The 20696-nt window shown below is 71.0% G+C and carries 18 protein-coding genes and 1 tRNA gene; 7 read left to right on the forward strand and 12 right to left on the reverse strand.

From position 1 onward, the window contains the following. Positions 1 to 171 precede the first annotated feature (171 nt). The gene (locus tag WME85_RS25825) at positions 172 to 1620 is read right to left on the reverse strand and encodes a B12-binding domain-containing radical SAM protein (RefSeq protein WP_437841996.1); all 1449 of its coding nucleotides are present in this window, start codon (positions 1618 to 1620) and stop codon (positions 172 to 174) included. A gap of 471 nt (positions 1621 to 2091) precedes the next feature. Here WME85_RS25825 and WME85_RS25830 point away from each other — a divergent pair, with 471 nt between their 5' ends. Beyond that, positions 2092 to 3501 carry an aldehyde dehydrogenase family protein gene (locus WME85_RS25830; RefSeq protein ID WP_437841997.1) on the forward strand — a complete coding sequence of 470 codons (1410 nt, stop codon included), beginning with the start codon at positions 2092 to 2094 and terminating at the stop codon, positions 3499 to 3501. 120 nt (positions 3502 to 3621) lie between these two features. On the opposite strand, the gene WME85_RS25835 is transcribed toward WME85_RS25830, so the two are convergent. Continuing rightward, positions 3622 to 4434, reverse strand: a complete 813-nt coding sequence (locus WME85_RS25835) for a response regulator transcription factor (protein ID WP_437841998.1) — start codon at positions 4432 to 4434, stop codon at positions 3622 to 3624. Positions 4435 to 4569: 135 nt separating this feature from the next. Here WME85_RS25835 and WME85_RS25840 point away from each other — a divergent pair, with 135 nt between their 5' ends. Beyond that, the gene (locus WME85_RS25840) at positions 4570 to 4707 is read left to right on the forward strand and encodes a hypothetical protein (protein WP_437842000.1); all 138 of its coding nucleotides are present in this window, start codon (positions 4570 to 4572) and stop codon (positions 4705 to 4707) included. Between the two features lie 16 nt (positions 4708 to 4723). Here WME85_RS25840 and WME85_RS25845 read toward each other — a convergent pair whose 3' ends face one another. Then, on the reverse strand, positions 4724 to 5875 hold the full coding sequence (locus tag WME85_RS25845) for an alpha/beta hydrolase family esterase (RefSeq protein WP_437842002.1): 1152 nt from the start codon (positions 5873 to 5875) through the stop codon (positions 4724 to 4726). A 377-nt stretch (positions 5876 to 6252) separates the two neighbouring features. Here WME85_RS25845 and WME85_RS25850 point away from each other — a divergent pair, with 377 nt between their 5' ends. Further along, a complete protein-coding gene (locus WME85_RS25850; protein WP_437842003.1) occupies positions 6253 to 7623 on the forward strand; it encodes a PAS domain S-box protein in 1371 nt (456 codons plus the stop codon). Here WME85_RS25850 and WME85_RS25855 read toward each other — a convergent pair. From WME85_RS25855 to WME85_RS25865, 3 genes are all read right to left on the reverse strand, one after another. Next, a complete protein-coding gene (locus WME85_RS25855; RefSeq protein ID WP_437842005.1) occupies positions 7586 to 7873 on the reverse strand; it encodes a hypothetical protein in 288 nt (95 codons plus the stop codon). The genes WME85_RS25850 and WME85_RS25855 overlap by 38 nt on opposite strands. Positions 7874 to 8724: 851 nt before the next feature. Then, the gene (locus WME85_RS25860) at positions 8725 to 8880 is read right to left on the reverse strand and encodes a hypothetical protein (RefSeq protein ID WP_437842007.1); all 156 of its coding nucleotides are present in this window, start codon (positions 8878 to 8880) and stop codon (positions 8725 to 8727) included. A gap of 269 nt (positions 8881 to 9149) precedes the next feature. Next, on the reverse strand, positions 9150 to 9707 hold the full coding sequence (locus WME85_RS25865; protein WP_437842008.1) for a hypothetical protein: 558 nt from the start codon (positions 9705 to 9707) through the stop codon (positions 9150 to 9152). Between the two features lie 599 nt (positions 9708 to 10306). On the opposite strand from WME85_RS25865, the gene WME85_RS25870 reads away from it, so the two are divergent. Beyond that, entirely contained in the window at positions 10307 to 10942 is a 636-nt protein-coding gene (locus tag WME85_RS25870; RefSeq protein WP_437842009.1) for a Uma2 family endonuclease, read from the forward strand. 85 nt (positions 10943 to 11027) lie between these two features. On the opposite strand, the gene WME85_RS25875 is transcribed toward WME85_RS25870, so the two are convergent. The 3 genes from WME85_RS25875 to WME85_RS25885 form a co-directional block, all read right to left on the reverse strand. Further along, a tRNA-Glu gene (locus WME85_RS25875) sits at positions 11028 to 11102 on the reverse strand. 198 nt (positions 11103 to 11300) lie between these two features. Continuing rightward, entirely contained in the window at positions 11301 to 11540 is a 240-nt protein-coding gene (locus WME85_RS25880; RefSeq protein WP_437842011.1) for a hypothetical protein, read from the reverse strand. Between the two features lie 525 nt (positions 11541 to 12065). Beyond that, positions 12066 to 12257, reverse strand: a complete 192-nt coding sequence (locus WME85_RS25885) for a hypothetical protein (RefSeq protein WP_437842013.1) — start codon at positions 12255 to 12257, stop codon at positions 12066 to 12068. Between WME85_RS25885 and WME85_RS25890 the strand changes: the two genes are divergently transcribed. The 3 genes from WME85_RS25890 (at position 12250) to WME85_RS25900 (ending at position 17199) form a co-directional block, all read left to right on the forward strand. After that, entirely contained in the window at positions 12250 to 14148 is a 1899-nt protein-coding gene (locus tag WME85_RS25890) for a TonB-dependent receptor plug domain-containing protein (RefSeq protein ID WP_437842014.1), read from the forward strand. The two genes, WME85_RS25885 and WME85_RS25890, sit on opposite strands and share 8 nt — an antisense overlap. Then, complete coding sequence (locus WME85_RS25895) at positions 14145 to 15236, forward strand: HmuY family protein (protein WP_437842016.1); 1092 nt, start codon at positions 14145 to 14147, stop codon at positions 15234 to 15236. Before WME85_RS25890 ends, WME85_RS25895 begins: the two co-directional genes overlap by 4 nt. Before the next feature lie 139 nt (positions 15237 to 15375). Next, complete coding sequence (locus WME85_RS25900; RefSeq protein WP_437842017.1) at positions 15376 to 17199, forward strand: hypothetical protein; 1824 nt, start codon at positions 15376 to 15378, stop codon at positions 17197 to 17199. Between the two features lie 12 nt (positions 17200 to 17211). Here WME85_RS25900 and WME85_RS25905 read toward each other — a convergent pair whose 3' ends face one another. The 3 genes from WME85_RS25905 to WME85_RS25915 form a co-directional block, all read right to left on the reverse strand. After that, positions 17212 to 18036 (reverse strand): CBS domain-containing protein, encoded by an 825-nt coding sequence (locus tag WME85_RS25905; RefSeq protein WP_437312130.1) that lies wholly within the window; start codon positions 18034 to 18036, stop codon positions 17212 to 17214. 534 nt (positions 18037 to 18570) lie between these two features. Beyond that, positions 18571 to 19008, reverse strand: a complete 438-nt coding sequence (locus tag WME85_RS25910) for a hypothetical protein (protein ID WP_437842019.1) — start codon at positions 19006 to 19008, stop codon at positions 18571 to 18573. A 594-nt stretch (positions 19009 to 19602) separates the two neighbouring features. Beyond that, entirely contained in the window at positions 19603 to 20634 is a 1032-nt protein-coding gene (locus tag WME85_RS25915) for an alpha/beta hydrolase (protein WP_437842021.1), read from the reverse strand. Positions 20635 to 20696 lie beyond the last annotated feature (62 nt).

Raw genomic sequence — 20696 nt, forward strand, 5'->3', positions numbered from 1 at the left:
CCGTCACGCTCTGGCCGTCTTCGATAGGGCGCTGGGGCACGAGCATCCCACCACGGCCATCCACCTCACCAACGTGGCCAGGTTATTGCATCGAGCCAGCGCGGCGCCCGCACGTGCGCCGCCGCTGATGGAGCGGGCTGGTGCGATCCAGGAGCGGGTCCTGGCCGCTGCTCACTCCGGCGAGGTGGCGGCCTCGTGTGCCCCTCCCGGGTGAACGACGGCGGCCTCCGCCCGCCTCAGCCCGAGGCGCGAGAGCCGGGCCGGGGCGTCCCCGGGCGCGGGGTGCCGGATCGTCCCTCGCGGCTCGAGCGGCGGCGCGGCCGGCTCGTTGCCGGTGACCTGCTTCAGGCCGTAAAAGCCGTTCATCGTCGCCGAGAGCATCATGGCGCCGCGGCTCAAGGACCGCGCGCCCCGCGCGAGGCGCTCGAGCACCGCCGCGGGGGAAAAGGCGCGATTCCACATCTGCCGGTGGGCGGCGAGGAGCTGCTCGGGGCTCATGCGCGCCGGCCGGAAGGCCACGCCGTAGCCGCTGTAATGGGGCCAGTCGCGCTCTTCCAGGATCCGCCCGTCCCGCCGGTGCTCGTCGTACAGCGGCGTGCCCCGGAACGGCGTGAGGATGCTCAGGAACGGGACGTCGACGCCGATGTCGTTCAGCCGATCGGCCGTGGAGGCGATGACCTCCGGCGTCTGATCGTCGAAGCCCGAGATGAACCCCGCCATCACGCAGATCCCGCGATCGTGCAGCTTGCGGATGGCGTCGCGGTACTCGCGCGCGCGGTTCTGGCGCTTGTCGACGCTCTTCAGGTCGGCCTCGTCGAGGCTCTCGATGCCGAGGAAGATGCCGATACACCCCGACCGCTCCATCGCGTCGAGGAGCTCCCGATCCTTGACGATATCGATGGAGGCCTGCGTGAGCCACCAGCGATCGAGCCCGGCGAGCTCGCGCAGGAGCTCCTTGGCCCAGCGGCGCTGGACGAGCAGGTTGTCGTCCCAGAACCAGGCGACCTTCTCCTGCCAGAAGCGGGGGAAATGCGTGGTGGCGATGTCGCGGATCACCTCGCCCACGGGGCGCACGCGGAAGCCGGGGTTGAGGTCGGGCACCGTGCAGAAGCTGCACGTGAACGGGCAGCCGCGCGTCGCCTGGAGCACGCGGGGGACGAGGAAGCGGCCTTCGAGCAGATCGTAGCGAGGGGTCGGCAGCCCGGCGAGCGAGGCCGGCTCGCCGTGATAGACGCGGCGCTGCGTGCCTCGCTCGAGATCGCGCAGGACCGCGGGCCAGACCGCCTCGGCCTCCCCGGTGACCACCACGTCCACGTGCTGGAGCGCCTCCTCGACCCAGTACGAGACATGCGGCCCGCCAGCGACGACGCGCACGCCGAGGGCGCGGTAGCGATCGGCGAGCGTGTAGGCGCGGCGCGCGAAGCCGGAGAAGAAAGAGAGCGCGACGACGTCCGGCGCGGCGTCCACGGGGACAGGGCGCACCTGCTCGTGGAAGAGCTCGACCTCGTGCTCCGGCGGGGTGATCGCCGCGAGGTGGATCCCGGTGACCGGCGGGACGAAGTGGAAATGGTGCCCCCTGCGATAGCGGGGGACGTAACTCACGACAATCCTCACCTTCATGAGCGCCTCCTCGGGATCATGCGCCTCATCGGGCTGGATCCGCGATGACGACGCGGATCCGCGGGCGGACGGAGACTCGATGAGACGCGCTCAGAATAACGGAAGCCGGCCAGTGTCGATTCCAGAAGCGGGAGGAGCTACCGTGGAAGGACGGTGGTGGGCGCGTGCGGGAGCGGAGGAAGCGAGTTCCAACGAGAGCGTCAATGCGGAACCTCTCCTTCGGCTTCGCCCATCCTCTTGCGACCAGGCTGATCTGAAGGCGCTGGTCCGCGAGCCCGCCGCGGGCGCCGCGACCGCGCCGCGGGCCGGCGTGGCCGCGGGCCGCGGGCCGCTCGGCGTTCATCCGCCGCGGCAACGGGCGCGTCCACGGATCCGCGGCGGCCCCCGCCCTCGATCCAGCCGCAGATCAGCGCCGGCGGGTGGCTCCACGGTTGCGGCCCCCCGGCGCGGGGCGTATCACGCCGTGCTGCCATGTCGTCGATCGCCACCATCCCTGCTGGGACCCCCGTCGTCGTTGGTCAGAACGTCGTGCCGATGCCGGCCGTGAAGCCGACCGACCGCGTGGTGCCGGTCGTGCGGACCGGCGAGCTCGTGGTCATCTCGGAGGAGGCCCACGAGGCCGCGCGCGCCGCCGTCGACGAGGCGGCCGCCGCGGTGGAGGCCCTCGCCGGGGTGCCGAGCAGCGCCGTCGACGCCTTCTTCCTGGGCTTCGCGGAGCGCCTGGCCGACGACGCCGTGTGGGCGCACGTGGCGCGGGCCAACGCGGAGGACGTGGCGAGCGCCGAGGCGCGCGGCCGCAGCACCGCGCGGCTCGTGGCCACGCCGAAGATGCGCGCCGACATGATCGCTGGGCTGCGCAACTGGGCGAGCACGCCGAGCCGCGTCGGCGAGGTGATCGAGCGCCGCGAGCGGCAGGGCTACGTGATCGAGCGCCGGCGCGCGCCCCTCGGCGTCGTCGCGTTCGTCTTCGAGGGGCGGCCGAACGTGTTCGCCGACGGCGCCGGCGTGGTGCGCAACGGCAACGCCGCGGTGATGCGCATCGGCGCCGACGCGCTCGGGACGGCGCTCGCCATCGAGGCCCACGCGCTCCGCCCCGCCCTGCTGGCGGCCGGCCTGCCCGAGGGCGCGGTGCGCCTGGTCCGGCACAAGGCGCACGGCGCCGGGCAGGCGCTCTTCACCTTGCCCAGGGTGCGCCTCGCCGTCGCGCGCGGCTCGGGCGCCACGGTCGCGCTGCTCGGCGCGATCGCGGAGCAGCACGGCATCCCCGCGTCCCTGCACGGGACGGGCGGGGCGTGGATGTTCGTCGAGCAGAGCGCCGATCCCGAGGCGCTCGAGAGCGCGATCGTGAACAGCCTCGATCGCAAGGTCTGCAACACCCTGAACGTGCTCCTGCTCGAGCGCGCGGCGAGGGGCTCGCTCGGTCCGGTCGTGGAGCGCGCGCTGCGCAAGGCGGGCGCAAAGGTGCACGTGGTGGCGGGGTCCGAGGGCGTCGTCACCGGCGAGGAGGGCTTCCCGGAGGGCTCGCTCGGGACGGAGTGGGAGTGGGAGCGCGTGCCGGAGGTCTCGTTCCTGCTCGTGGACGACCTGCAGGAGGCCGCGCGCCGCTTCAACAGGTCGAGCCCGCGCTTCGTCGCGTCGATCCTCTCCACGCGCCCGGGCGCCTTCGAGGAGCTCTACGCCGCCGTCGACGCCCCGTACGTCAGCAACGGCTTCACGCGGTGGGTCGACGGGCAGTGGGCCTACGATCGCCCGGAGCTCGGCCTGACCAACTGGGAGCGCGGGCGGCTCCTCGGGCGCAGCGGCTTCCTGTCGGGGGACGACATCGTGAGCGTGCGCGACGTGTTCCTCGATCGCACGGGCAAGGCGGTGCAGCGAAGGTAGGCTGCGCGCGGGCGCGCGCGGCGAGGACGCGCGCCCGCGGGCAGCGCCCTGGCTCGACCCGCGAGGCGCTGAGGCAATGAGCGAGCGGAGCGCGGCGAGCGGAGCGCCCTTGCCCCCGGGTCAGCCGAGGAGCCCGCGCTCGGCCAGCCACAGCGTCGCGCCGGCGCGGCTGTAGATGCCGAGCTTGTCGTAGGCGTGGGCGACGTGGTGCTGCACGGTCTTCTCCGAGATGCGCAGGACGAAGGCGATCTCGCGGTTGGTCTTGCCGGCCCCGACGAGCCGCAGCACCTCCAGCTCGCGGGCCGTGAGCACCTTTCGCGGCCGGAGGAGCCGGCCGTGCCCGGTGCCCGGGCGCTTGCTGCTCGGAGGCGCGACCGGCGCAGGATCGGTGGCGAACAGATAGCCGTACGTCGTCCCGCGCTCCCCGGTGAGGCGATGCGTCCAGATCGGGTTCGCGCAATAGAGCTCCAGGATCTCCTTCGTGTACCCGATCACGAACTGCTCGAGATACGGGTGCCAGGCGGGGAGGTCACGGACTCGAAACTCGACGCCGGAGTCGCTCAGGTTCGCCTCGGAGCGGCTGTCCGTCTCGGTGAAGTAACGGTGCCAGAGGTCCGCGATCGCCGCGACCAGCGAGGTGATCTCCGGATCCTGGACGAAGCGATTCAGCGGACCGTCGACGTGCGCCCAGCGCGCCGACTCGGCCCCGAGCTCGAACAGCACGTCCTTGCCGTCCGGATAGAACCGACGCACGAGCTCGTCGTGGAACGCGAGGAACTCGGACAGCGGGACCAGGCTGCTGCCCGTGATCGGCCGTCGGAACCATGGATTGCCCAGCGCCACGTCACGAAAGAAGACGCGCCACGCTTCCGAGCCGAACCTCCGGCTGATCAGCGTCTTCCGCGTCAGGATTGTGGTTCCGCTGACCTTCATAAAAAAGGCGAGTGAGGACGAGGCCGCGCAGGAGCACGGCTCGCAAAGGATCACTCGCCAGTATGGACGATCAGGGCGCCCGCGGTCAATGCGCGAGCTCGCTGGTCATGGGAAGCCGCAAGCACGGTGAGAGGGATGAATCAGCAGCAGATTCTTCCGATGGCGCTGCAGGCCCGGTTGCTGTTCGAAGCCCTCGTCGATGGCCGGGACGAGGGGTCATTGCTGATAGGTCCCATCCTGCCGAGCGAATCGCGTGAGCACCTTCTCCCCTGAGCGCGGTGGACGTGGTCTACGGCATGGTGTGCCGCTTCAGGACGGGCCAGCCGACCGCGGCATTGCCGGGCTCGTGGCTACCGCCCTGCTTCGTGCAAAGGGCGACCTCGACGCCGCCCTCGCACGTCGAGTAGGTCGAGCAGCCCTGGCCGTCCTCGGCCGAGGGCGAGCCGGTGCATCCATTGATATCGGCCCACTTCGCGAACGTCGCCTTCGCGCCAAGGAAGTTGACGGGCATGCCGCGCACCACCGACGAAGATCCGCCGGCATAGGGCACGATGGGATCCCCGGTGCCCCGGAACGAGACCACGGTGATGGGGCGCGACGGCTCGCAGTCGCCGACGTTCTCCTGCAGGAGGTCGAAGGCGGCGGGCGCGACCGCCGCGAACACGTCGGCGGCGTGGCAGGCGAGGTAGTGGGACATACCGCCGCCCATGGAGAAGCCGACGGCATAGATGCGCTTGGGGTCGATGCAGGCGGTCTCCTGGACCTGGGCCACCAGGGCCTTGGCGAAGGCCACGTCGTCGGTGCCTGCCACGCAGCAGGGCCCGACGTTCCAGGCGCCGCCCGAGGGTCCGGAAAGCCCGCTCGGGAACGCCATGATCACCCCCTCCGGGTCGGTCTGCGCCGGGTACGGCGAGCCCGTTCGCTCCGACGGGCCGGAGCCGCCGAGAGGGTGGAAGTCCACGACGAGAGGCACGGGCTTGCTGCCGTCGTACGCGGCGGGGACATGCAAGACATAGCTGCGGCTCGCGGAGCCCACCGTCACCGTCTGGTTCGTGTCGCCAGCCCTCAGCGCGGGCGACGGGCAGGTAACGCTTCCGCCCCCGCCGGTGCCGCCGCCCCCGGCGCCCGCGCCCGTGGTCGCGCTGCCGCCGGTACCCCCGCCGCCGGTGCCGGTGCCGGTGCCACCGGTGCCGCTCCCACCGGTGCCGCTCCCACCGGTGCCGCTCCCCGTGGTGCTGTCACCGCCTGACGAGGCCGTCGTGCTCCCGGACGCGGAGCTGGTGCCGCTGCCCGAGGTGACACTCGTACTGGTATCATCGCCGCCGCCGTCGCCGCCGGCGCTGGTGGTCCCGTCGCCGCCGCTGCTGCAGCCCCACAAGGCAATGCCGAGCGCTCCTGACAGCAGGATCTGCTTTGGCAAACTCGTTCGTCCGATCACCATGGGTCGCCACCTTTTTTCTGGTATGGGTAGAGATCGTTAGCCCGCGGTCTGGCGTCACGCGCTCGCATCACGCGATGCGGGTGACTGTGATACCCGAGGTCGCCCTCTCCAGGCATAGGCATACTGGCCTATGCTGCCGCGGCGACCTCACCTGCGCAGTTCGCCTCGACCGCTGAGCCTGGCCGCACCCCTGGCGGCAGCACGCCGCAGCGCTCTCGGCGAGGCGAGATGCCGCTTGTCGCCGAGATGCCGCTTGTCGCTCGTGAGGGCAGTCCAGCTTGACAGGCTACTTGGCCGAGGACTAGCGTGGCGCGGCCATGGGTAGCTCCGGCTCCGCGCTGGAGGTCCCTGTGGGCGTGGCGGGAGGGAGAGGGACAATGACCAGCAGCACCAGGGCACCCGGCGGCACGGGAACGGCCGAGCTCGCCGCCTCACAGCAGGGCACGGGCGAGCCGGAGCGGTCGCCGGTCGCGGCTTCCGGGGCGGAAGCCGAGCGCGCGCGAGAGATCGAGGCGCTCAGGGAGCGCGTGGAGCTGCTCGACGTGGCGCACGACGCCATCCTCGTCCGGCGCCTCGATGGGATGATCACGTACTGGAACGAGGGCGCAGAGCGGATGTACGGCATCCGCAAGGAGGACGCGGTGGGGCGCGCCTCCCATGAGCTCCTCCGCACCGTCTTCCCCGCGCCGCTGCCCGCTATCGAGCGGTCCTTGCTGGAGGACGGCCACTGGGAAGGAGACCTCGAGCACTCGACGCCTCGCGGCGTCGTCATCGTCTCGAGCAGATGGGTGCTCCGGCGGGGCCCGAGCGGCAGCCCTGAGACGGTGTTCGAGATCAACAACGATATCACCGCGCGCAAGGCGGCCGAGAAGGAGCGAGATCGGCAAACCGCCTTGCTCAGGCGGCAAGCGCAGCTGCTCGATCTCGCGCACGACGCGATCGTCCTCCGGCGGTTCGACGGCACGATCACGTACTGGAACCGGGGAGCAGAGCGGATGTACGGCTACGCCGCCGCCGAGGCGATCGGCGCGCGATCCCACGAGCTCCTGCGCACGCGGTTCCCTGCAGCGCTCTCCGAGATCGACGCGGCGCTGCGCGCGGACGCCCACTGGCAGGGGGAGCTCGAGCACACCCGGCGCGACGGCGGGACCGTCGTCGTCGAGAGCCGGTGGGTCGCTCAGCCGGACCCGGGCGAAGCGCAGGCCCTGGTCATGGAGATCAACACCGATGTCACGGCGCGCAAGGAGGCGGAGCTGCTGCGCTCGGAGCAGCAGCAGGAGCTCATCCGCCTTCAGGCCGCCGCGATCGCCGAGCTGTCGACGCCGCTCATCCCGATCACCGATCAGGTGGTGGTGATGCCGCTCATCGGCGTGCTGGACACGAGGCGCGCGGGGCAGGTGATGGACACCCTGCTGGGAGGGCTCTCGTCGTCGGGCGCGACGGTCGCGATCATCGACGTCACGGGGGTGAAGGTCGTCGACACGAAGGTGGCGGACGCTCTCCTCCGCGTGGCGCAAGGAGCGCGGCTGCTCGGCGCCGAGGTGGTGCTCACCGGGATCCGCGCGGAGGTCGCCCAGACCATGGTCAGCCTCGGCGTGGATCTGCAAGGCATCGCCACGCGGGGCACGCTGCAGGGCGGGATCGCTTACGCGCTCGCCCGGGCGGGCGCGCGCGGGATCTTCGCGACGTCGAAGGTGGAGGGGGGTGGGCTCACCCGAGAGGACGCACCTCGTACCGCGGCACGCTGATGATCCCCTCGTCGCTCAGCAGGCCGCACAGCGCCTGATCGAGCAGGACGGCGACAGCGCAGCGCTGCTCCGGCCCGAGGCACATCAGGCCGCCGATCAGCCGCACCCCGTGGCTGTCGTCAGCGTAGGTGTCCTCGTGCGGTAGCCGCCGCCGGAGCGAGGTGTCGAGCGGCTGCCACGGCTTGCTGTCCGCCTTGTGGAAGCCATGGCGCGCCAGCCGGCGCGCATCGTGGTGCAGCCGGTTCGTCACCGCGATGTGAGCTGGGCGCAGCCCCACTCGATGAGCTCGGAGCCATCGAACGGGAGGGGTTGGGATCAGTCAGGCGCACCTCGTGGCCGTGGATGTATCTGTCGTCCGTCAGCCGCCGGTGTGACGCGGGTTCGGGTGCCGCGCAGCGGTGAGCGCTGTGCACCGCTGGCGAGCGGCGTATGCTGCGCGAGGCCCGGCAGCGGGCCAGAAGCGCGGCCAGGACAACGCATGCAGATGCGCTTACATGATGCAGGGTAATGGTGAAGAAGCAGGCATGCCGACGGGAAGATCAGTTCCTTTCCCACGATGGCATGCACACCTCCCGCTGTGCACTCGCTCGACCGCGATACTCAGGGGCGCAAGGGTCGCCCGACGTGCTCATGGGAAGCGCTCCGCTCGGTGCGAGGACGCGTCGAGTGACGCCTACAACCTAGCCCAGTAGCCCAGCGCGCTGGCGCTGACAGAAGGGCTGCGGTTCCGTCCGCGTCCTCCGCCACGAGGTGACACGCTGGTAGAGCATGCGCCGCGCCGGCCACGATGACATCGCAACGACCATGGGCTACGTGCGCGAGGCCGAGAACCTCATGCATCCCGTGGGGGAGCCCTTCCCGCCGCTTCCTGCCGCGCTCCTGGTTCGTCCGAGGGACCGGCCACCTGGGGCCTACTGCGCGGAAATGCTTACAGAAAGCGGAGCGTCCCCAGCGGGATTCGAACCCTGGAAACGCGTCGAGATCCGCAGGAATCACGTAGGGGTCCGCATGCTGGCGGCGAGGTGATGGGTGCGGACGCCGCCGGCGTCATCGACCTCGCCGCCGAGCGCACCCGGGTGCTGAGACGAGCACATTGCTTCTTTACGGCTTCAACACTTCGGCGATGCGGTTCCCCATGTCGTAGAGAAGCGAAAGCACATCAGGAACGTACAGGTATTCGCCTATCACCTTCCGCCCGTTCAGCTCGGCACCATGCTCATCGACGATCTGGTCGGTCCCGGACGAGTCGTCGATCATGATGATATGGTTGCGCCACTCCGGAACGTTAGAGCGAGGCCATCCCGTGTGTGGCGGCGGATTGCGCGCAACCTGATGTTTCCAGATCTGAAATCTGTTGCCATGAAAGCACCCGTTCCTGATATGGCGAAAGAACTGGAGATCTTTATCCCAGCTTTGAAGGTCGTCCTTGCCATCAGGTTTCTTGGGCTGCTTATTCTTGATCGATGCGTGGTGACGCTCGAAAGCATAGCCTAGCCCTACTTTCGCAAAACAGGCCCCGGATCGAGCTATTCGTCGCTCTTTTTGAGCCTAAAACGGCGCCAACTAGCTACAGGAACGAAATCCGGCTTGGAACAGAGGCTGGATGGAGCGTGCTGCGTCAAGCGGGCGGCCATCCGACGGCGTTTCAGTGATAGTGAAATTCGGAGTTCGTTCATGCGAATGACCTCGTGCAGAACTGGGCCGAATTGACGATGGATGCGGTGGCAAAGCCTGCTTTTTTGCGAAAGTCCCGCTAGCAGGTAAACGCAAAGAGTGGGCCCAATCCTGTTGGCTGGCAACTCACCCGTTCTCTCTGGAGGATCACCCGGAAGATGGATCGGCGTCGGGGCAAGAGAGTAAGCCAGGGATGTCGGCTGCGGACTGTTCCCCGTTAAAAAGCCGATCATCTCTGCGGCCCCGTGCAGCGTGACTACCTGGTCGCATCCGGGTGTCTTGATAATGATCCCGTCCTCTTCGATCGGAAAACGGCAGAGGGTGACGGAGCCGAAGTAGCTGGCAAAGAACTGTAGTGCCTCATGGAAGCAGAGGTGCTCCGGATTGAACGTGCGCCTCTCGAACCACATGCGAATCTCACTGTGTATAACCGAACACAATACTCCTCACTCGCTGACGGCCAGCAAGCGCTTAGCTCCGGGATGGCGTTGACAACAAGACGACCGTCTCGTTGTCAAACAAATACCAGACGGTGCGATTCTGGCCGTCGCCGAGCGGGGGTCTCTATCAAGCTTCTTGCGCTGACACACAAGCTCACTGAACAGAAAACGTACCGGGCGCGGATGCAGCAACACCCCGGGTAGCATGTATCCTCAGGCGCCTCGACGGGTCAAGGAACCGCTCCGCCTTGAAGGTGGCGACTCGCCCGCCTGCTTCCTGCCCCGCAGCCGAGCCTGTCAGCGTGCAGTTTCCCCTCGAGCATTCCAGGACGTGCAGGTGAAACGCCCGCGGGAGGAAGCCCGCAGGCCGCCTGCCGCGACACATCCGCCGAGCTCCCCACCGATGGGCGCGCTCACCGCAGAGCGCTCGCTCATGGCGATGCTCATCGCGAGGGCAGCCCGCTGATCACAGCGCCAGGCGCGGCAGCGGACGCGAGGGCGAGCCTGGAACACCTCGAGGAACCCGCACAGCACGACGACACGCGGCAACGTCGTGCTATCATGCTGATGTGATCAGCGACAGCGCACGCACCGAGGCCGCGGTCGAGCGGAGGGTCACTTTCGCCCACTGGATCAGTTTGCCGGAAGATGAGCCGGGCGAGCTCGTCGATGGACGGATCGTGGAGGAAGAGGTGCCGGACGCCATTCACGAAGTCATCGTGGCCTGGGTGGTCAGGGTCCTCGGGGCCTGGCTCATCCCGCAGGGCGGGCTCGTGCTGGGGTCCGAAGCGAAGTACGCGGTGAGCGCTGTCTCTGGCCGGAAGCCCGACGCCTCTGCGTACATGCCCGGGAGTCGGAAGCCGCCTCGGCGCGGAACAATCAGCGCTCCGCCCGACGTCATGGTCGAGGTGGTCTCTCCTACCCCGCGTGATGCACGCCGCGATCGTGTCGACAAACTGCACGAGTACGCGTCTTTCGGGGTGCGCTGGTATTGGATCATCGACCCGCAGGAAAGAACGCTCGAGTTCCTCGAACTCGGGACCGATCGCCGCTACGTGCATGCGCGCTCGGCGGCGGACGGGATCGTCGACGGCGTGCCCGGCCTCGAGGGGCTCACGCTCGATCTCGATGCGCTCTGGAGCGAGGTAGAACGACTCGGTCCTGAATCCGGAGAAGGAGCGCTCGGCGATCCTGAGGCCCAGTAGGGTTGCCGCCATCAGGATGGCATCCACCCACGCTGCTGGCCGGCGCTTGAAGCATCGCCAACTAGTGGGAATTACTCAAGAATTGCGTCCCCAGCGGGATTCGAACCCGCGTAGCAGCCTTGAAAGGGCTGAGTCCTGGGCCGGGCTAGACGATGGGGACCGGCGATGCGGCGCGGGAACCTACCCGCCGTCGTCGAGCAATGCAAGCCCTACCAGCTCCGTCCGCTCCATCATCCGCTCCCTCCGCGTCGCCCGCGAGGCCCGCCGAGCGGAGCCGCGCCCGGTTCGGCGGCTCGTCGCGGCGGGCTTCGGGGGGTAGCGACCCTCGCTGCCTGTCGTCGCCTCGATCTCGGCGGGCCTAGTCGGCCTCGCCGCTCTTGGCCGGCGTCCAGGCGGGGGCGTCGCTCGCGGGGAACGAGTCTTCCACGGTCTCGTCCACCTTCTCTTCCGGCTCCTTGTCCGACCTGGCCTCGTGGCCCTCGACCGGATCCCCTGGGACGTGCCGGTGTTGCTCGCCGCCGCCCTGCCGATCCTGCGGGGACGCGCTCTTGGGCGCCGCTGCCCCTTGTTCCTCCGTCGCCTTCTCGTCCTTCTTCATGAGCACCTCCTCGGGCTGTTCCGGCTTCTCCAGACCACCTGGAGCCGTCGAGGCGCACCGCAAGGGGCGCAAGGGGGCCGACCAGGTGCTCGTGAGCTCGTCGTCGGCCGTTCGCCCGGCACGGAGCTCCCTCCTCCGGGCCCTCCTCCGCACCTCTCGAGGTCCTGCGCTGCCTTTCGCGGGCCCTTGCTCCCCGCCCCTTCGCGTGCCCCACCCTGCCCTCCGAGCGCCCCGTGCCCCGCTACCGCGGGCGCGCACCATCGATGTGATCGCTCGCCCCGAACCGCTGGACGGCCGCCGTGAACCGGGCGACCATGCACCCGCGCCACCTACCTTGCGCCACACGGGCCTGAGCTCTCCCCATGCTCCTTCTTCCGCGCTCCGAGCCTGCTGTTCTCATGTCCCCGGGAGGACCGTGCACCGAAGCCGGCGCCTGACACGCGCCGCGCAGCTCGCCTTCTGCCTTCTCCCGGCGCTCCTCTCGGCCGCCCCTTGGCACCCTGCGCTCGCGCAGCCCGCGCAGCCTCAGCCCCCACAGCCTGCGCCGCCGGCGGAGCCGGAGCCTGCGCGATCCGCGCCGCCCCACCCCACGCCGCCCGCGCCGCCCACCCCCTCCCACGCCGCGCCGCCCCCCTCTCCCTCCCCGCCCCCTCCGCTCGAGGTCGTCGTCACCGGCACCCGCACCCCCGAGAGCAGCCAGCGCGCCACGGTGCGCACGCGCGTCATCACCCGCGAGGAGGCCGAGCGCCGCGGCGCCACCAACGTCGGCGAGGCCCTCGACGGCGAGCTCGGCGTCCAGGTGAACCCGAGCGCCTACGGCTCGCTCGGCAGCCCGAGCGCCATCCAGATCCAGGGCTTCGACCTCGACCGCGTCCTCGTCCTCGAGGACGGCGAGCGCGTCATCGGCGACGCCGGCGGCGCCATCGACCTCTCCTCCCTCCCGCTCAGCGATGTCTCCCGCATCGAGCTCGTCACCGGACCGACGAGCTCGCTCTACGGCGCGAGCGCCATCGGCGGCGTCGTCAACGTCCTCTCCGCGCCCCCCGCCCACCCGGGCTTCAGCGGCCGCGGCCGCCTCGAGGGCCGCAGCCGCGCCGGCCTCCTCGTCCAGGGAGCCGGCGCCTACCGCGGCGAGGCCGCCTGGGCCAGCGCGGACGCCTCGTTCCAGCGGGAGGACAGCCTCTCCCTCGTCGACGACAGCGCCGCCACCACGCTCCCCGAGCGCGCGCAGCACCTCGTCGGCCTGCGCGCCGGCGCCGCGCTCGGCCGCGGCATCGACGTGCGCCTCCGCGCCCGCTGGATCCACGACGAGCAGGACGGCATCGAGCAGCCACCAACGCTGCCAGGCCTCCGCCCCTACATCTACGACGTCCCCGAGGTCACCGACCGCGTCACCCTGCACCTCACCGAGACGCTCGACCTCGGCGGAGGCTCCAACCTGCGCCTCGCCGCCGGCCGACAATGGGCCTTCCGCACGAGCGGCCGCGATCTGCGCGGCTCGGACGCCGCGGAGCTGCGCGAGCGCTCGGGGACCCTGCAGAGCTACGAGGCGATCGCCACCATCGCCCAGGGCCAGCTCACCTGGGTCGCCGGCGCGCGCGCCGAGGTCGAGTCGCTCACCCAGGAGCACAAGACCACCGCGATCTCCACCTCGGGCACCTCCGACAGCGCCGTCGACGAGGTGCCCGACACCGAGCTCGGCAGCGCCGCGCTCTACGGCCAGCTCGCGTGGAAGCTCACCGACCGCCTCACCCTCATGCCCGGCGTCCGCGGCGAGTACTTGCCGCGCTACAGCGGCGGCGTCATCGCCCCGCGCCTCGCCCTCGCCTACCGGCCCGCGCCGTCGCTCACCCTGCGCATCTCCGGCGGGCGGGGCTTCCGCGCGCCCAGCGCGAAGGAGCTCGGCTTCTCGTTCGACCACTCGAGCCTCGGCTACATCCTCAAGGGCAACCCCCATCTCGCCCCGGAGAAGTCCTGGGGCGTGAACGGCGACGTCACGTGGATCCCGACAGAGGGCCTCACCCTGCGGGGAGGCGCCTTCTCGAACTGGGTCGATGGCCTCATCGATATCAACCCGACGCCCATCCGCTCCTCCGCCGACGACGACACGCAACCCGACGACGATACGCAACCTGACCCGCAACCCGACGTCGACACGTATACCTACATGAACATCGCCAGGGCGCGGACCGCGGGGATCGAGCTCTCGGCGACGTTCCAGGCGACAGCGTGGCTCCGCGCCGAGGCCGGCTATGCCTACCTGTGGACGAGCGACGACACGACCGAGCCCGGGAAGCCGCTCTCCAGCAAGCCGCCGCACACGGCGCAGGCGGCGCTCCGCGCCGACCTGCCCTTCCAGCTCGAGCTCGTCACCAGGCTCCGGACCATCAGCGGCGCCTTCATCCAGGAGGGCCTGCGCGCGCCCGGCTTCACCACGCTCGACGCGCGGCTCGCGCGCCCGCTCTGGCCTTCCTCGCAGGCCTACGTGGGCGTCCGCAACCTGCTCGGCGCGCAGAAGGATCCTGACCGCCACGGCGATCACCGGCCCCTCGAGGGGCGCACCGTTTACCTCGGCGTCGCCGCCGAGCTACCGTGGGAGGACTCATGACAAGATGGTCAATCACCGCAGCGCTTCTCCTGCTCACCCCGGGGTGCAGCGATGACGTTGGCAAAGAGAGCTCGAGCGGGGGCGATCCGACCACCGAGGACGGCGCGCTCCTCGAGGTCGATGTGCCGGCCTCCGGCCGCGTCTTCCTCCGGCTCGCCACGCCCGAGATCGTCACCCCGGCCGACGACGGCTCGGCGTCCACGGACTGGGATCTCGCGCTCTCCGGATATGATGTCCTCACCAACAGCGGACTCAGCGGCCCCGGCGACGGCGGCGCGCTGCCGATCAGCCTCGAGGACTACCGGGCGGGCCAGCTGCCGAACACGCCCTTCCTCCTCAAGGACGAGGCCGGCGGCGCCTTCACGCAGTGGTACGCCTACGACGGCGAGCAGCACGTCGCCTTCAGCCGCTATCACGTCCACGCCATCGAGCACGAGGGCCGCTACTGGAAGCTCCAGATCCTCTCCTTCTACGGAGAGGTGGAGGGGGCGCCGGTCACGGGGCTCTACCAGCTCCGGGTCGCCGAGGTGCTCCCCGACGGCCCCGGTGAGACCGTCGACATCGAGAACCTCGACGCCACCGCGGGCGGCCTCGACGCCGACGAGAGCGCGCCGAGCGCCTGCCTCGACCTCGCGGGCAACCGACAGCTGATGCTCACGCCCGCCGAGGCGAGCGAGTCGACCGAGTGGCACGTCTGCTTCCGCAGATCGCTCGTCAGCGTCAACGGCGAGCTGGGCGGCCCCGGGACCACGCGCGGCGCCGACCTCCAGGAAGCCGAGACAAGGTCCGAGTCGCTCGCCGACGTCAAGGAGCGCACCGCCGAGTCGGAGGCAGCGCGGTTCGACGCGGCCGAGCACGCGGACCTCACCGATCCCGCCGTCCGCTACCGCGGCGATCACGTCGCGACCGCCTTCACCGGGCGCTGGATCGAGCCTGGATCGAGCCCCCCCGCGCCAGCGAAGGACTCCGCGTGGCTCATCCAGAGCGCTGACGGCCAGTCGCGCTTCGTGGTCCTATTCGAGCGCTTCGAGGGCGCGACGGACGCGTCCCCGGGACGGGTGGTAATGCGCGTCAAGCAGGTGGAATGAGCGTCACTCCCGCGTCACTCCCGCCCTCGCGCGCGACGGGGCGGTGAAGAGCGTGCGCGGCGCGTGACTTCGCGCAGGGACGCGATCATACTGCGCGCGCGGTGAGGGGTAGCCCTCACCTCCTGTAAGGAGCATGCTTATGACAGAGCCGCTTGCACCCGCACCGAGCGCCGCACGCCCGTCCCGCCGCGACGGGACACCCGAGGGTGAACGCAGGGCGACGCCGGCGCGCCGCGGGGGGCTGCTCGCCGCGGGCGTGCTCGCCGCGCTCGCCGCGCTCGACGCCAGCGCCTGCGGCGGCAAGGTGGTGATCGACGGGTTCGAGCCGCGCGACGGCGCCGGGGGCTTCGACGAGACCGGCGGGAGCACGAGCTCCGCCCCACGGGACGCGTCGAGCTCCGGTCAAGGCGGCGAGATCGGCGAGGGCGGCGCGCCGCCGATTCCGCCCCTCGTCGAGGAGGATCTCGGCGAGGTCGCCATCGGCGTCCCCATCCCGGTGGATATCCCGCCAGGCACCCTCGGCTTCACGGCGATCGCGCAGCTCATGACCTCGCGGCCGAGCTTCGATCCGATCGGGATCGCGGAGATCTCTGGCCCCGGCGGCAGGACGTTCGCGACGGACTACTCGATCCCCGGCACCATGGGCACCTTCTACAACCAGGGTATCGGCGCAGCGGCCGTCCCCCAGACGGGCGCGGCAGCAGCCGTGCCATTTGTGCCAGGCACGTACTGGATCACGGTGGGTGACGGCGGCTTCGGCGTCCCGGCGGGGCCGGCGCGCCTCTCGGTGTGGCGCCGCCAGACGCTCGACGGGCGCTTTCACGGCGGGAAGATCGATATCAACGCCTTCATCGCCGGACGCGCGCTCTCCGAGGAGTACATGAAGAGCGCGCTGCGCACGGCGTACCAGGGGTTCGTGGGCCTCAGCGTCGGCAACATCACGGTCCATCACCTCGGACCGGAGTGGGACGTCATCGACGAGGAGCTGCTGCCCATCGTGCTCGAGCAGACGGCTGGCGCCGCCGGCAGGCCCGCGCTCAACGTGATCGCTGTGTCACAGCTCGGCGGCAGGCTCGAGCTCGCTGCCGGCGTGACGCCGGCCGTGCCCTCCGTCGCCGTGGAGCACGGCACTCATCTCAGCGGCATCGTGGTCGCGCTCTACGAGCAACCCGACGCCGACACGGTCATCCTGCGCCACGAGCTGGGCCATCTGGCCGGGCTGTTCCACACCACCGAGCTCGAGCCCGGCTTCGCCGACCCGCTCGACGACACAGCGCGGTGCGACGACGTGCTGGCGCTGGAGGCGCGCTGCCCCGATTACAGCAACGTCATGTTCCCGACCGGGGGAGATCTCTCGGGCAAGATGACGCCGCAGCAGACGACGATCGTGCAGGCGAGCGCGTTCTACCGCGGGATCGTCGAGGACGGCGGCGGCGCTGCGGACCCGCTCCCCGACGACCCGGGCACGCCGGCGGGCGGCGCGCGCGCCCCGGCCCCGGCTGGCCGCGACATGGCCCAGGCCGGCCGCGATCTGGCCGGCCGCGGCGCGGCGCCGGGCGATCGCGCCTGGACGGTAGCGCTCCCGCCGCGCGCCGCGACCCTGCTCGAGGGGCACTTCTGTGGGCAGAGCGCGGCGGCCGGCGCGGACTTCTTCGCGTTGCTCCGCGCGGCCGGCGTCGCGGATGCCGACCAGCTGCTCGCCGTCGGCCGCGATCCGGCGGCGCCCGTGCAGGCGAGGGCGCGCGCCCTCGCCGCGGCCGGCCGCGCCGCCACGCCCTCCGCGCCGGCGCTCGCGGAGCTCCAGGCGCTCGCCGCGGACCCGCGCCTGCCCCGGCGCGCGCGGCTCGGCGCGATCCAGGGGCTCGCCTCCGCCTCGCCGGCCGCCGCCCGCGCGCTCGCCGCGCGGCTGGCCGCCGACCCCGACGCGGTGGTCGGGCGCATGGCGACCCGCGCCGCGCGGTGAGCCGCGCTGGCGCTACCCGGCCTTGGACCTCGCGGCCACGGGGATCACGCCCGTCCCGGCGACGGCGCGCGCGAAGTCGAGGCCGGTCAGCACGCCGCGGAGCCGTCGCCCCTGCACCACGAGCACGCGCCGCGCCTGCGCCGCGTGCGCCGCGGCCGCGGCCCGGTGGAGCGGCGTGCGGACATCGAGACAGACCATGGCGGGGCTCATCACGTCCTCGACCGGCGAATCGGAGAGCACGCCGTGCGCGAGCAGCGCCTCTGTCTGGGTGAACATCCCCACCGGCCAGCCGTCCGGGTCCACCACCACGAGCCCGCTCACCTGCGCTGTCGTCAGCCGATCGGCGGCGAGCGCGAGCGGCGCGTCGAGCGGGATCGTGTACGCGGGGGCCGACATGAGCTCGGCGATCGGGGTCGCGTCCCGCGCCTCGACGAGGGCGAGGAGGAGATCCTTCGTGCTGAAGACCCCGGTCAAGCTGTCGCCCTCGCGGACGAACACCCGGTGGATGCGGTGCTTCAGCAGCACGCTCGCCGCCTGCACGACCAGCGTCGTGCGCCCCACCGTGATGATCCCCGGGCGCAGCACGTCGCGCGCCGGGACGTCGGGCAAGGTCAGCAGCATCCCGCGGCTGTTCGTCTTCGTCTCGAACCGACCGAGCCGCAGCAGGTCGGTGCGGGAGAGCACGCCGATCGCGCGCGACGCCGCGTCGACGATGGGAACGCAGGAGATCGCGTGCTCGCCGAGCGAGCGATGCACCTCGGGCAGCGGCGTCGTGTCGGGCGCCGTGATGACTTCGCAGGTCATGTAACGCGAGACGGGGGTCGCAAAGCGCATCATGGGGGGAATTCCTCGAAGACGCCTGCCGGGGTCTCGGGCAGGCGGCGCATCAGCGCGCAACGCGGTAAAAGCAAGAAGCGATCCGTAATGTGAGCGGGCGCTATCGGGCGCCAATCCACGAGGCGCTCGGCCTGGCGCGGCGCCGCGCGGGGGGTGCGCCTTACCGCCGTTGACGCGGCGCAGACGCGGCGCAGCGGCGCTCAATCTGCGCCAAGGTGTGTGGCGAGCTGGGCAGCTCTCGGGCGACCGGACCGATGTAGGTTTTCCAGGCAGGGGTTGTCCCAAAATGCATCACGTGGGGAGCCCTGGAACGTAGCGTCAGGGCGGCCGAGGCGAGCCGGAGCTGGCCCCGGGTCGCCCGGCCGCCAGGAGCCGTGCTTCTGCCACGAGCTCCTGGCGACCAGGTCCCGAGAGGCGTCTCAGGCGCGCCGCGGGTCAGCTACCGAGCGCGCCGCGGCTCTGCCTCGTCGTCCCGAGATCTCGTCGCGCCGTCCGGGGCCGCTTCTCTCCTTCGCGCTCCGGACGGGCGACGGGCTAGTACCTGTTGTTGCAGCCGTAGCTGGGGGCGAAGCTGCCGGGGCGATAGCCGTTGAAGAGACCACCGCCGCTGTAAGGACCATAGCCGCTGTAAGGGCCATAGCCGCTCGGGGGATACCCATAGTTGTAAGGATTGCCGTAGTTGCCGTACGAGTTGCCGTACGAGTTGCCGCACGGCTTCCAGCTGTTGCCGCCCCAGGGGTTCCCGCCGCAGAACGGCTTCGAGCCCCACCCGCCCGGGTAGTTGCCGCCGCCGGACCAGCCCCAGCCCGGGCCGTTGTTCCACGAGTTGCCGCAGTCCCGATTGCCGAAGAGCGCCTGGGAGGTCTCCTCGACCTCCACGGCCTGGGCCTCGTCCGCGTCGATCTCGTCGGCGTCGGCCTCTCCCGCCGCGCACCCGGTCGTCAAGGCCGCCATCGCCATCGCAACATGCATCCACCTGCTATTCACCAGCTCAACCATTTCTCCTCCTTCCACGGCCTGCGACATCCGCAGGACCGTCGCGCGAGTCGGATGTCGCAGAGAGCAGCGCTCATGCCCGAGAGCTGGTGTGCAGAGGCTGCCGCCCGAGCGCGCTCGCGGCGGGCGCGAGGCACCGACAAACCGACATTCCTAAACAGCGTCCGGCCCCGGAGCGACGGCCAGTTCACCCGCGCCGGATCACTGGGCAGATAAGGCGCTTCCAGGCGCGCTCACCGCGCAGCGGAGCCCCGCTGGCGACTCGCAAGACGCCGCGGCTCCGGCAAAAACACGCCTTTCCCGAGCTATCGACTTCTCTTCGCGGGGCGCCTCGACAGGGCGTCTCCGACGATCCGGCGCCGCCTCGCGCACATGGTGATCCAGGCGACGACAATCGCGCAGGTGCGCGCACCGCTCTCGGTCTATTGGAGCCGCCGCTGTCGCGGCGCTCAGCCCATCTCTCTTGCGTCTGTGCACGCGAGAGCGCCCGGGAGCAGCGCTCTTCCATCCTGCGATGCCTGCGGTCTGAGTGCCTGTCGCCTCTGGCCTCGCCGCGCCAGGCCGGGCCGCTCAGGGCGCGGCGATCCAGGTCTGCCAGGCGCCCGTGAAGTCGTCGGCGCGGATCTCGTGGCCGCGCCCGGGGTGCACCACGAGCTCGTGCTCCCAGCCGTGCTGGGTGAGCACGTCGGCGAGGTTCTCGGCGCTCGCGACCGTGGAGGCGAGCTCCTGCTCGCCGACGGCGATGTAGATCGGCGGCCTCTCCTGCGAGAAGAGGTGCTCTTCGATGACCATGCGCCCCGCGCCGACGAGCCCGGCGCCGTCGACGTCGACGAGCCCCTCCAGCGCCACGTAGCTCGCGAAATAGCCCCCGTTGGAGAAGCCCATGACATAGCGCCTGCCGAACGTCCCGCCGAGGATCCGCGCCAGCAGCGCCTCGGCGCGCATCCACTCCTCGATGAGGGCGGGCGCCGCGGCGTCGACGGTCTCGCGGCGCGTCGGCCAGCAGAGGTGGGTCTCCACGGACGGATCCCAGGTGCAGAGTCCCGGCCTTCCGCGCGGGAACACGGCGACGACCCCGAGCGCCCTGGCGGCCTCCGCGGCGATCGCCTGCAGTCCCCCGGGCAGCGAGTCGGGCGCCATGGCCCCGTGCAGCACGAGGAGGATCGGCGCGCCGCGCGCGGCCGTCTCCGGCACATGGAAGCAGGTGTGATCGTCCAGGCCGCTCCACCCTGCCGAGCACCACTCCGTCTCGACCGGCTCCCAGGTCAGCGCGCCGCCGGCGCCTCCGTCGCCGCCTTGCCCTCCGGCGCCGCCCCCGCCGGAAGCGCCGCTGCCCGTCGGGGCGCCGCTGCTCGTCGGGGCGCCGCTGCCCGTCGGGGCGCTGCTGCCCGTCGGGGCGTCGACGGAAGCGTCACCGCCTCCCTCGCCGGCGTCCGCCTCCTCGCCCGCGCCCGCGCCTGCGCCTGCGCCGCCTGCGCCGCCGGTTTGGCCCGCGCGCGGCGCCCCGCTGGTCGCGCCTTCGCATGCGGCCAGCGCGAGCGCGAGCGCCGCGAGCGGCGCCGCGCGGCCCTCGAGGATCCACCCGCCATGTGCCCTGTCCATCCCTCCGTCACGGTGCCCTGTCGGGCGCGGCGCCGCAACGCTCGCGCCCGCGAGGTGCTTGC

Origin of the sequence: Sorangium sp. So ce1153, from assembly GCF_051521595.1 — a bacterium.
In the GTDB taxonomy this organism is placed as follows: Bacteria; Myxococcota_A; Polyangia; order Polyangiales; family Polyangiaceae; genus Sorangium.

What these genes read in the sequence shown, in the direction of transcription:
- WME85_RS25825 (WP_437841996.1), bottom strand. Translation starts at nt 1,620, where the DNA reads ATGAAGGTGAGGATTGTCGTGAGTTACGTCCCCCGCTATCGCAGGGGG.
- WME85_RS25830 (WP_437841997.1), top strand. Translation starts at nt 2,092, where the DNA reads ATGTCGTCGATCGCCACCATCCCTGCTGGGACCCCCGTCGTCGTTGGT.
- WME85_RS25835 (WP_437841998.1), bottom strand. Translation starts at nt 4,434, where the DNA reads ATGAAGGTCAGCGGAACCACAATCCTGACGCGGAAGACGCTGATCAGC.
- WME85_RS25840 (WP_437842000.1), top strand. Translation starts at nt 4,570, where the DNA reads ATGAATCAGCAGCAGATTCTTCCGATGGCGCTGCAGGCCCGGTTGCTG.
- WME85_RS25845 (WP_437842002.1), bottom strand. Translation starts at nt 5,875, where the DNA reads ATGGTGATCGGACGAACGAGTTTGCCAAAGCAGATCCTGCTGTCAGGA.
- WME85_RS25850 (WP_437842003.1), top strand. Translation starts at nt 6,253, where the DNA reads ATGACCAGCAGCACCAGGGCACCCGGCGGCACGGGAACGGCCGAGCTC.
- WME85_RS25860 (WP_437842007.1), bottom strand. Translation starts at nt 8,880, where the DNA reads ATGATCGACGACTCGTCCGGGACCGACCAGATCGTCGATGAGCATGGT.
- WME85_RS25865 (WP_437842008.1), bottom strand. Translation starts at nt 9,707, where the DNA reads ATGTGGTTCGAGAGGCGCACGTTCAATCCGGAGCACCTCTGCTTCCAT.
- WME85_RS25880 (WP_437842011.1), bottom strand. Translation starts at nt 11,540, where the DNA reads ATGAAGAAGGACGAGAAGGCGACGGAGGAACAAGGGGCAGCGGCGCCC.
- WME85_RS25895 (WP_437842016.1), top strand. Translation starts at nt 14,145, where the DNA reads ATGACAAGATGGTCAATCACCGCAGCGCTTCTCCTGCTCACCCCGGGG.
- WME85_RS25900 (WP_437842017.1), top strand. Translation starts at nt 15,376, where the DNA reads ATGACAGAGCCGCTTGCACCCGCACCGAGCGCCGCACGCCCGTCCCGC.
- WME85_RS25905 (WP_437312130.1), bottom strand. Translation starts at nt 18,036, where the DNA reads ATGATGCGCTTTGCGACCCCCGTCTCGCGTTACATGACCTGCGAAGTC.
- WME85_RS25910 (WP_437842019.1), bottom strand. Translation starts at nt 19,008, where the DNA reads ATGCATGTTGCGATGGCGATGGCGGCCTTGACGACCGGGTGCGCGGCG.
- WME85_RS25915 (WP_437842021.1), bottom strand. Translation starts at nt 20,634, where the DNA reads ATGGACAGGGCACATGGCGGGTGGATCCTCGAGGGCCGCGCGGCGCCG.